Here is a 10,379-nt window from a genome sequence, read left to right on the forward strand (position 1 = left end):
ATGACCGAAGCCATTCGTTACGAAAAAGGTCAGGACCAGATCGTCGTCCTGACCATCGACATGCCGGGCCAGAGCGCCAACACCATGAACGCGGTCTATCGCGAGGCGATGGCCACCTGCGTCGCCCGACTGGTGGCCGAAAAGGACAACATTTCCGGCGTGGTCATCACCTCGGGCAAGAAAACCTTCTTTGCCGGCGGCGATCTCAATGAACTGATCAAGGTCGGCAAACCCGAAGCCAAGGCCTTTTACGACATGGTCCTGACGCTCAAGGGCCAATTGCGTACCCTGGAAACCCTCGGCAAACCGGTGGTGGCCGCGATCAATGGCGCGGCGTTGGGTGGCGGTTGGGAAATCTGCCTCGCCTGCCATCACCGCATCGCGCTGGACAACCCATCCGTGCAACTCGGCCTGCCGGAAGTCACCCTCGGCCTGTTGCCGGGCGGCGGCGGGGTGGTGCGCATGGTGCGGATGCTGGGCATTGAAAAAGCCTTGCCGTACTTGCTCGAAGGCAAAAAAGTGCGGCCGCAACAAGCGTTGCAAGCGGGTTTGATCGATGAGCTGGCAGCAGATCGCGATGAGCTGCTGAGCAAGGCGCGGGCCTGGATTATTGCCCATCCGACGGCCGTACAGCGTTGGGATGTGAAGGGTTACCAGATCCCCGGCGGCACGCCGACGAACCCGAAAGTTGCGCAAATGCTCGCCATAGCACCGTCGATCCTGCGCAGCAAAACCCAGGGCTGCATGCCCGCGCCGGAGAAAATTCTGTGCGCGGTGGTTGAAGGTGCCCAGGTGGATTTCGACACCGCGCACCTGATCGAAACCCGCTACTTCACGGAACTGACCACCGGCCAAATCTCGAAAAACCTGATCGGCACGTTCTGGTTCCAGCTCAATGAGATCAATGCCGGCGGATCGCGGCCCAATGGTTTTGCACCTTATGTAACGCAAAAAGTCGGCGTGCTTGGCGCCGGGATGATGGGAGCTGGCATCGCTTTTGTCAGCGCCTCGGCCGGCATTGACGTGGTGCTCAAGGACATCAACCTCGCGGCAGCGGAGAAGGGCAAGGCCCACTCGGCGGCGCTGCTGGACAAGAAAGTCGCTCGCGGCCAGATGACCCCGGAGCAGCGAGAGGCGATTCTGGCGCGGATCCACACCACCGAAAGCGATGCGGACCTGGCCGGATGCGACCTGATCATTGAAGCGGTATTCGAAGACCGCGAGTTGAAGGCCAAAGTCTCCTCGGCGGCGCAGAAAGTCGTCGGCCCGGCCGCCGTGATCGCCTCCAACACCTCGACCTTGCCGATCAGTGGCCTGGCCACCGCGGTGCCGGATCAAACGAAGTTCATCGGGCTGCATTTCTTCAGTCCGGTGGAGAAAATGCCGCTGGTGGAAATCATCAAGGGTGCCAACACCAGCGACGAAACCCTGGCGCGCGGGTTCGATTTCGTCCTGCAAATCAAGAAAACACCGATTGTGGTCAACGACAGTCGCGGCTTCTTCACTTCGCGGGTGTTCGGCACCTTTACCAATGAAGGCATCGCCATGCTCGGCGAAGGCGTGAGCGCGCCGATGATCGAGACGGAAGCACGCAAGACCGGCATGCCGATCGGGCCTCTGGCGATCTCCGACGAAGTTTCACTCAGCCTGATGAGCCATATCCGCCAGCAAACCGCCAAAGACCTGCAAGCAGAAGGGAAACCGCTGATTGAGCATCCGGCGTTCGCCGTGATTGACTTGCTGCTTAACGAATACAAGCGGCCCGGCAAAGCCGCTGGAGGCGGTTTCTACGAGTATCCGGTCGGTGGTCAGAAACATCTGTGGCCGGAGCTCAAAACCCGTTTCGAGAAAGCCGACGGGCAGATTTCGCCTAAGGACGTGCGTGATCGCCTGCTGTTCGTGCAAGCCATTGAGACCGTGCGTTGCGTGGAGGAGGGCGTGCTGACCTCGACGGCGGACGCCAACATTGGCTCAGTCTTCGGTATCGGCTTCGCGGCCTGGACCGGCGGTGCCCTGCAGTTCATCAACCAGTACGGCGTGAAAGACTTCGTCGCCCGCGCCCAGTACCTGGCCCAACAGTATGGCGAGCGTTTTGCGCCGCCGGCGTTGCTGCTGGAGAAAGCCGCCAAAGGGGAGACCTTCTAAGGGACGTATGACGCCTTCCGGGGCTTGCCTTGTCACGGTGTTTCGAGGCAGTCTCTGGGGTGTGCATTATTCCCATCACGTGTCAGGTATTTTTTATGTCGTTACGCATCTGCATTCTGGAAACCGACATCCTGCGTCCGGAACTGGTCGATCAATATCAGGGTTACGGGCAGATGTTCCAGCATCTGTTTTCGCAGCAACCCATCGCTGCCGAATTCACCGTGTACAACGTGATGCAGGGCGAGTACCCGAGCGATGATCTGACCTTCGATGCTTACCTCGTCACCGGCAGCAAGGCCGATTCCTTCGGCACCGACCCATGGATTGAAACCCTTCGAACTTACCTGCTGACCCGGTACAAGCGTGGCGACAAACTGCTGGGCGTGTGCTTCGGCCACCAGCTGTTGGCGCTGCTGTTGGGCGGCAAGAGTGAACGAGCGACCCAAGGCTGGGGCGTCGGCACCCACAGCTACAAACTGGCGGCCAAGGCACCGTGGATGAGTCCGGTGCGTGAAGAGCTGACGTTATTGATCAGCCACCAGGACCAGGTCACGTCGCTACCGGAAAACGCCACGGTCATCGCCTCGAGCGATTTCTGCCCGTTTGCCGCATACCACATCAACGATCAGGTGCTGTGCTTCCAGGGGCACCCGGAATTCATTCACGATTACTCCCGTGCGCTGCTGGAGATCCGTCAGCAAGCGTTGGGCGAGCAGGTTTATACGCAAGGCGTAGCGAGCCTTGAGCAAGAGCACCACGGTGCGACGGTTGCGGAGTGGATGATGCGGTTTGTGGCGCACAAGCCAGACGCTGTTTGAACCTTAAAAGCTTCGCGGGCAAGCCTCGCTCCTACAGATCACCGAATCCCTGTAGGAGCGAGCGGTGCGGCGGTCCGACTTGCCCGCGAATTTCATGGACGCCGCGGTAATGGCTACAACCACCCCGACCTCTTGAAACTCACCCACAAACTCACACACCCCACCGCAATAAACCCCAACACCGCGAAATACCCGTAATGCCACGTCAACTCCGGCATGTTCTGGAAGTTCATCCCGTAAATCCCCGCTACCGCCGTCGGGAACGCCAGGATCGCGGCCCATGCCGCAAACTTGCGCTGCACCACGCTCTGCCGCGATGCCTCCAGCAAGACCCCGACCTCAATGGTCTGACTGGCAATATCCGCCAGAGTCGTCAGGTCCTCCATCTGCCGCGTGACGTGAATTTGCACATCGCGGAAATACGGGCGCATGTTTTTGTCGATAAACGGAAAGTTCAGCTTCTGCAGTTCCTCACCAATCTCCACCATCGGCGCCGCATAACGGCGCAGGCGTAATACGTCCCGGCGCAGGCCGTGCAGCTTCTGGATGTCATGTTCATTCAGCGCGCTGCACAGCACGTTGCGCTCCAGTTCATCGATCTCCGCATGGATCGCTTCGCCCATCGGCTGGTAGTTTTCAATCACAAAATCGAGGATGGCATAGAGTACGAAATCTTCCCCGTGCTCCAGCAAGATCGGACGCGCCTCACAGCGCTGGCGGACCAGGGCGTAGGACGCCGAGTGACCGTTGCGGGCGGTGATGATGTAGCCGTTGCCGGCAAAGATATGAGTCTCGATGAACTCCAGTTTGCCTTCGTGCCGGATCGGCGAATACGTGACGATAAACAGGGCGTCGCCGAAGGTTTCGAGCTTCGGTCGGCTGTGTTTTTCCAATGCGTCTTCGATGGCCAGTTCGTGCAGGTTGAACTGGCGTTGCAGGTTGGTCAGTTCCAGGGCGTTCGGCTCTTCAAGGCCGATCCAGACAAAGTGGTCAGGCTTGGCAGCCCAGGCAGCGCCTTCGTCGAGAGTAATATTGGAAACTTTTTTACCGGCGCTATAAACCGCAGCAGCGACAACTCTACCCATGATTCAGGTTCACTTCTTATTTGCAGGTGGCAGTGGCAGGCAGCGTTCAGCTTAGCCTTGTCTGCTGCTTGAGAGTCAGTGAAATCTATTGAGTTCGCCGGCAAAAGTTTGGAGGCGAAAAAAACCCGCACTCGGCGGGTTTGTTTTTAAGCGGCTTGCAGTTGCCGATCCATCGACTCGATGCACTCGCGCATCTGCTCGCGACACTGGGCGATCAGTAGAGGCATGTCATCCAGGCTCAATCCCACCGTAGGAATCGCCGGCAGCGAACGGATCAGAATTTTCCCACTGCGCCAGCGGTTCAATCGCATGTGTTTGACGTAACTGCTGACACACACCGGCACGATCGGCACGCCCGCGGCGATCGCCATCTGAAACGCGCCTTTTTTGAACGGCAGCAACTCTTCACCGAGGTTGCGCGTGCCTTCGGGGAAGACCCAGATCGATGTGTCTTCATGCTGCAAGGTGTGCGTGGTGGTCAACATCGACTGGCGCGCCTTGTGCGCATTGCCGCGATCGATCAACACATTGCCGGCCAGCCAGAACAACTGCCCGAACAGCGGAACCCACTTGAGGCTCTTCTTGCCGATGCACACGGTGCGGCGGGGCACCACGTTGCCGAACACAAACAGATCGTAGTTGGACTGGTGGTTGGCGATGATCACGCAGCTGTCGGGTTTATCCATCAACGGCCCGACATCGGCCTTCACCCGTAAACGCAAAATACACATCGCCGGCCACGCATACAGGCGCGCGCACAAACGGCTGTTGTCAGGGTTGAACGGACGGCACAGGCCCAGAATCACCCCAAGCACACCGGCCAGAATAAAGTGCAGGCCCATCAATAACATACGAAACACAAACAGCATTTACAGGCCCCACCGGGACAAAAGGTGGCGCAGTGTACGGATGTGCACTGTTTTCGGCAATTGCCGCTATAGAGGTAGGAGATTGGCGATGTTTGTGCGCATGTTTCCGACTTGTGGATCAGACGCGTTCTAGAGCGGTTGTTGGATTTTCAACAGTGTGTGTATGAAAAAGCCCGACACGACGGTCGGGCTTTTCGCTGCAGCCTGTTTGGGTTTAACCCATGTGTTCCTGATCCAGGATGATCGCGTTGTCCAGCGTGTCGAGCAGCGCCTTGCGCACTTTCAGCTTGGTGTTCTTGTGCGCGGTCATGTTGATCTTCTTCAACTGACGCGCCGCCGCCAGCGCTGCACCTTGCAGCTCCTCGGCTGACACCACCACGTCGAGGAAACCGGCATCCACGGCGCTCTGTGGATTAAACATTTCTCCGTTGATGACGGAGCGGTGGAACGCCGACTTGCGCAGACGATCACGCGCGATTTCAATACCGGCGTGGTGCATGGTCATGCCGATCTGCACTTCGTTCAGGCCAATGCTGAACGGACCGTCGACGCCAATGCGGTAATCCGCCGACAACAACAGGAAGGCGCCCTTGGCCACGGCATGCCCAGGGCACGCCACGATCACCGGGAACGGATGCGACAACAGGCGACGGGCCAGCGTCGAGCCGGCAGTCACCAGCGCGACCGCTTCTTTAGGGCCGGACGTCATGACCTTCAAGTCATAACCGCCGGACAGAATCCCCGGCGTACCGGTAATGATCACCACCGCACGATCAGTCACCGCCTGATCCAGCGCAGCATTAAACGCAGCAATCACGTCCGGGGAGATGGCATTGACCTTGCCGTTGCTCAAGGTCAGGGTCGCGATACCGTCTTCGAGATGGTAGGAAATCAACTCACTCATGACGCTATTCCTTGTATGAAAGTTGGGGCAGACGTTACCCACCGCCGCAGGCCAGGTAAAGCGCCGTGACTGACCCGCCAGTCACCCTTTCCCCGCCGGGCAAGCGTAGCCCGCCACAACCGCCGTGCATTCCCCTCTCTATAGAAGAAGGTGCGAAGCCGGAGATTGGCAGGTTTGCCATCGCCGGGAACCCACCGGAACGACTAAAACGCTAAGCGCATGAAAATTCTGCAAAAAAAGTTTGCCATCAGAAAAGCTTTCGACTACATTAGCGCGCCTCGACAGACAGAACATGTTTGACGAGATACGGTGAAGTGTCCGAGTGGCTTAAGGAGCACGCCTGGAAAGTGTGTATACAAGAAATTGTATCGAGAGTTCGAATCTCTCCTTCACCGCCAAATTCGATGTAACCAGAACCCCTGATTTCGAGAGAAATCAGGGGTTTTGTGGTTTATGGGGTCAGGATTTCAGTCATGGCACCGTTGTTGGCTCAGGCGAATTAGCGAAGTTGCTTCTGAAAATGATGTAGGAATAGTGAGAGGCGTGTGGGAAGTCATGCAGGAACGCTAGGTGTTTAGGTGCTTCCATAGGTCCAAGCACCTCACATGAACCATCTCGGGGAGGGGTATTCGTTTTGTGCCTCCAGGGTACAAAATGAATCAAAGGGCAGCGCATATGGCGTCCCCATAATCCGGAATGGACATACGTACGTTATGCAGGAAATGACCATGAAGCAGGCAGGGCTGGAAAAGGTTCATGTGGAAATCGTCAAGTTGATGGCTGAGCAGCGCAAACTGAACGCCGAGGCCGGCAAGATGACCCGTGAGACTTTTTGGTATCCGGTGGCTGTTGCGACTGGACTGATTGGCACGGTGGCAACTATTACGACGGTGTTGATCAAGCTTCTTTAAGGTTCCGGCTCAAATAAAGGCGTTCTGGTTTTTAATCATGCCTGAGGAAGCGATACCCGAGTTTCGAAGCCCAGCCGTTGCTGGGCTTTTTGTTTTCAACGATTGGCCGCCGAGGAATAATGCGCGCCTAAATCAAGAAGGAATCCCCATGATAACCACCGCAACCCACGCCATAGAAGGCCGCCAAATCACCGCGTACCTGGACATCATCAGCGCTGAATCGGTGCAGGGTGTCAACGTCATTCGCGACCTGTTCGCCGGTATGCGAGATTTTTTTGGTGGGCGTTCTCAGACGCTGGAGCGGGCGTTGAAGGAGGCGAGGATTCAGGCGACCGACGAGATCAAGGAACGCGCGCGGGCGCTTCAGGCGGATGCGGTGGTCGGGCTCGATTTTGAGATCAGCATGCCGGCCGGCAAGGGCGGGATGGTGGTGGTGTTTGTGACCGGGACGGCGGTCAAGCTGCGGTGAGTGAGGCAGTGAGCCTGTTTATCGCCAGCTGGTTTTGTAGGGCACGGCGTGGTCCATTCGTCGGGCATGCGGAAATCTGAATTACAAGTCCGGTAATGACCGGCTAGTCTCAAAAGCCTTGGTGGTCGATATTTTTCAGGCAATAGGGCTTGCCGGTATCGATCCCGCTTTGAGAGGGGAAGGGCTATGGCTGATCCGTATATCGAAGACGACGGGGCAGAATTTCCAATCAACAATTGCGTGCAGTGCGGCCAGACGGAGTATGTGGCAGGCTTCGGCGAAGATCCGCTCGAGACCAGCAAAGTGAAATCCGCAGCGACCAAAGTGTTCAAGTCGAAATTCAGGCCCAAAGTGGTGCCGCCCACGAAGTAATGATCAACCGGACAAGCCCCGCCAATGAGTGTAATGCTGTTCACTTATGACAATCATCAGTAGAGCGAGAACCTGTGGCGAGGGGATTTATCCCCGCTGGGCTGCGAAGCGGCCCCCTGCGCCCGTTCAGACAGACCGAGTTGTGTGGATTTACGACTGCTTCGCAGCCGAACGGGGCGGTGCGACGTTTCGATGAATCCCCTCGCCACAAATGAGTGCCCGCGCTTAAGTGAACAGCATTACGCCAATGAGTGGCGTTTTTAGTTTTTAGCGTCTCGACGTCTTCGGAAACAGACTACAGATTCACGACATTTTTTCTGTTGGTTGTTTTTCACAAACTTTTCACACCCGCCTACGTAGGCTCAGCTCATCCGTTAGAAAGCAGTACCTGGCCCGTTCCCCAGCGGGCTTTTTTTTGCCTGTCATAAAACCTTTTCCATAAAAGCTGTCCAACCGTCGCCAATTGCGAGGTGGGGCGGATTTTCTGTGGACGTTTCCTCCTCGAAAGCATTCAATCCCCGGCTTTTCGGTTTCCCCTATTTTTGAGGTTTTTCGTCATGCGTTTAACACTGCCTGCTCTGGTTCTGGGACTTCTGGTGACTCAAGGTGCAATGGCTGCGGGTGATGGCACTGCTGCGATCGGTGGTGGTCTGGGTGGTGCGCTGGGTAACGTTGTCGGTCAGAGCATGGGCGGCAGCACTGGCGCGGCAATCGGCGCTGGCGTTGCGGGCGCAGCCGGCAGTGCGGTGGCAGCACGTAAAGGCAGCCGCACCAAAGCGGCCATTGGTGGCGGTGTCGGCGCGGCCGGTGGTTCAGTGATCGGCAACAGCCTGGGCGGCAAGACCGGTTCGACCATCGGCGCAGGCCTGGGCGGCGCATTGGGCGGCGGCGTGGGCAGCAATCTGGCCAAAGGTCACAAGCGTCACTGATCCTGATCCTGATCCTGATCGATCGGATCGAAAAACCCGGCTAAATGCCGAGCTTTTCGTATCTGGATGTTTCTTTTTTACCTACTTCTGAATTTGCTGCTGTCCAACCTTCATCGCTGGCCGGATTCAGTGAGTGCAGGTGCTAGACTCACGCCCATCCGCAACGCGTACTTTTACCCCCGATGCGGAATTTGAGGTTTATATCATGCGTTTGACATTGTCCACGTTGGTTCTGGGACTTTTGGTCGCTCAAGGTGCAATGGCTGCCGGTGACGGCACTGCGGCAGTTGGCGGTGGTATTGGCGGTGCACTAGGCAACGTAGTGGGTCAGCAAATGGGCGGCAGCACAGGCGCAGCGATTGGCGCGGGTGTTGGCGGCGCCGCCGGTAGCGCAGTCGGCGCTAACAAGGGTAGCCGGACAGAAGCGGCCATCGGCGGCGGGTTAGGCTCGGCGGGCGGCTCGGTGATCGGCAATAGCCTCGGCGGTTCTACCGGCTCGACCATTGGCGCAGGCCTGGGCGGCGCAGCGGGTGGTGCGATAGGCAACAACCTGGGCTCCGACAGCGGCAACTCTCATTCCGGTGGCGGTCACAAGCATAAGCACAAAAACAAGCACAAGAATAAACATCACTAATTCCACATCAGTGAGATCAAAAACCCGGCCCAGGCCGGGTTTTTCGTATCTGCCCGCAGGGCTCCGGAACGTTTGGTCACCGGCCGCCTCGAACGTCATACACCCCAAATGTTGTGAGAGCTGCCATGACTCCTGAAACCGAAGGCAAGGAAGAAAAAGGCCCGAGTGGGCTTCCGTTCATTAATGACCCTGGTAACGAAGATCCGGGCTCGTTGATGGATGACGCCACGGTGCCGCTCAACGATTCAGATGACGCCGGTGACGTGGGTAACATCGAGTTTGAAGAAGAGGAAGAAGACGAAGATTGATCGGCTTTGTAGCGCCATCGACCGATCGTCTCTCTGATCGAACGCAAGGATTACCCCGCCCTCGAAATCTCAGGGCCTGCTTTTCAGGCCCTTCGAGAGGTGCTTATGAACGCTGATCCGAAAGTCGACGATGTCGACGATGTCGACGATACCCCTGAATATCCGCTGCCTTCGCCCACCGATTCCTTGAGTCGCGATCAACGTCCGCCTGACGACGACACTGCGGTTGAGCAACTGCCGACTGATGATGTGAAGCGTGGCGATGTCGAGGCTACCCCCGAAGATCCGGATATTGCTGGTAACGATGCGTCCGGTGAGCCGAGCTGAAAACCATTCGTCGATTGAGCGGCACCTTTAAAAAGCGAACGCCGCCCAAAATCAGGTACGCACCTTTTTAAAGGAGATGCACCATGATCAGGTCAAAATTGATGGCCCTGACGGTGAGCGGCATGTTGTCGGTCAGTTCAATGGCGGCGCTCGCTCAATCTTCCGGCAATGACGCCCCGGTCGATAAGGGCGGGATGCCGCCATCCAGTGAAATGAATGCCGGTTCTGGAGATGGAAAAGCACTGCCGCCAGGCTCCATTGGCAGTGGGAATGCTGGCGATGTAAAAGGGAGTAGCACCAGCCCGGGGGCGGGAAGCGGGTCGATGAGCGGTGGAAGTTCGATGGGGAGTGGTTCTGGGAGTGGGTCTGGAGGATCCGATTGTCGTGGTCAACTAATTCCGGACACCTCGATAGGTGATTTCGACGCCATCTCCCGTTCGTAAACGGTCGGTGGCAGATACCCGAGTTTCGAGTGCAGCCGCTCGTTGTTGTAAAACCCAACGATGTATTCAGTAATGTCACGTATCGCTTCGGCGTGGTTGGCGTAATCGCGCCGCCATACCCGCTCCATTTTCAAGCTCAGGAAGAAGCGCTCCATCACTGAGTTG

The 10,379-nt window shown here is 57.3% G+C and carries 14 protein-coding genes and 1 tRNA gene; 11 read left to right on the forward strand and 4 right to left on the reverse strand.

Annotated features, from left to right (window positions below; all coding sequences use genetic code 11):
• Complete coding sequence (locus EYC95_RS23580) at nt 1-2,145, forward strand: 3-hydroxyacyl-CoA dehydrogenase NAD-binding domain-containing protein (RefSeq protein WP_131062461.1); 2,145 nt, start codon at nt 1-3, stop codon at nt 2,143-2,145.
• 95 nt (nt 2,146-2,240) lie between these two features.
• Nucleotides 2,241-2,963, forward strand: a complete 723-nt coding sequence (locus EYC95_RS23585; RefSeq protein ID WP_131062462.1) for an amidotransferase — start codon at nt 2,241-2,243, stop codon at nt 2,961-2,963.
• Nucleotides 2,964-3,076: 113 nt separating this feature from the next.
• Here EYC95_RS23585 and EYC95_RS23590 read toward each other — a convergent pair whose 3' ends face one another.
• The 3 genes from EYC95_RS23590 to EYC95_RS23600 all read right to left on the reverse strand — a co-directional run bounded on the left by EYC95_RS23590 (nt 3,077) and on the right by EYC95_RS23600 (nt 5,821).
• Nucleotides 3,077-4,048, reverse strand: a complete 972-nt coding sequence (locus tag EYC95_RS23590) for a magnesium and cobalt transport protein CorA (protein WP_131062463.1) — start codon at nt 4,046-4,048, stop codon at nt 3,077-3,079.
• Nucleotides 4,049-4,194: 146 nt separating this feature from the next.
• On the reverse strand, nt 4,195-4,917 hold the full coding sequence (locus EYC95_RS23595; RefSeq protein ID WP_131062464.1) for a 1-acylglycerol-3-phosphate O-acyltransferase: 723 nt from the start codon (nt 4,915-4,917) through the stop codon (nt 4,195-4,197).
• A gap of 214 nt (nt 4,918-5,131) precedes the next feature.
• Nucleotides 5,132-5,821: a crotonase/enoyl-CoA hydratase family protein gene (locus EYC95_RS23600; protein ID WP_131062465.1), complete on the reverse strand. Its 690-nt coding sequence runs from the start codon at nt 5,819-5,821 to the stop codon at nt 5,132-5,134.
• A gap of 308 nt (nt 5,822-6,129) precedes the next feature.
• Between EYC95_RS23600 and EYC95_RS23605 the strand changes: the two genes are divergently transcribed.
• The 9 genes from EYC95_RS23605 (at nt 6,130) to EYC95_RS30735 (ending at nt 10,214) form a co-directional block, all read left to right on the forward strand.
• Nucleotides 6,130-6,219: transfer RNA gene (locus EYC95_RS23605), tRNA-Ser, on the forward strand.
• Between the two features lie 330 nt (nt 6,220-6,549).
• Nucleotides 6,550-6,732 (forward strand): hypothetical protein, encoded by a 183-nt coding sequence (locus EYC95_RS23610; RefSeq protein WP_131062466.1) that lies wholly within the window; start codon nt 6,550-6,552, stop codon nt 6,730-6,732.
• 148 nt (nt 6,733-6,880) lie between these two features.
• A complete protein-coding gene (locus EYC95_RS23615) occupies nt 6,881-7,201 on the forward strand; it encodes a YbjQ family protein (protein ID WP_131062467.1) in 321 nt (106 codons plus the stop codon).
• A 186-nt stretch (nt 7,202-7,387) separates the two neighbouring features.
• Nucleotides 7,388-7,573, forward strand: coding sequence for a hypothetical protein (locus tag EYC95_RS23620; protein ID WP_131062468.1), 186 nt, complete (start codon nt 7,388-7,390; stop codon nt 7,571-7,573).
• 557 nt (nt 7,574-8,130) lie between these two features.
• Nucleotides 8,131-8,502 (forward strand): hypothetical protein, encoded by a 372-nt coding sequence (locus tag EYC95_RS23625; protein ID WP_010456583.1) that lies wholly within the window; start codon nt 8,131-8,133, stop codon nt 8,500-8,502.
• A 205-nt stretch (nt 8,503-8,707) separates the two neighbouring features.
• A complete protein-coding gene (locus EYC95_RS23630) occupies nt 8,708-9,136 on the forward strand; it encodes a glycine zipper domain-containing protein (RefSeq protein ID WP_131062469.1) in 429 nt (142 codons plus the stop codon).
• A gap of 125 nt (nt 9,137-9,261) precedes the next feature.
• On the forward strand, nt 9,262-9,444 hold the full coding sequence (locus EYC95_RS23635; RefSeq protein ID WP_131062470.1) for a hypothetical protein: 183 nt from the start codon (nt 9,262-9,264) through the stop codon (nt 9,442-9,444).
• Between the two features lie 105 nt (nt 9,445-9,549).
• The gene (locus EYC95_RS23640; RefSeq protein WP_131062471.1) at nt 9,550-9,771 is read left to right on the forward strand and encodes a hypothetical protein; all 222 of its coding nucleotides are present in this window, start codon (nt 9,550-9,552) and stop codon (nt 9,769-9,771) included.
• An 83-nt stretch (nt 9,772-9,854) separates the two neighbouring features.
• Nucleotides 9,855-10,214 (forward strand): hypothetical protein, encoded by a 360-nt coding sequence (locus EYC95_RS30735; protein WP_256656992.1) that lies wholly within the window; start codon nt 9,855-9,857, stop codon nt 10,212-10,214.
• On the opposite strand, the gene EYC95_RS23650 is transcribed toward EYC95_RS30735, so the two are convergent.
• Nucleotides 10,160-10,379 (reverse strand): IS3 family transposase (locus EYC95_RS23650; protein WP_165557438.1); only part of this gene is annotated, 220 nt, incomplete at its 5' end. The genes EYC95_RS30735 and EYC95_RS23650 overlap by 55 nt on opposite strands.

It is taken from the genome of Pseudomonas sp. BGI-2 (assembly GCF_004310295.1).
Taxonomy (GTDB): Bacteria; Pseudomonadota; Gammaproteobacteria; order Pseudomonadales; family Pseudomonadaceae; genus Aquipseudomonas.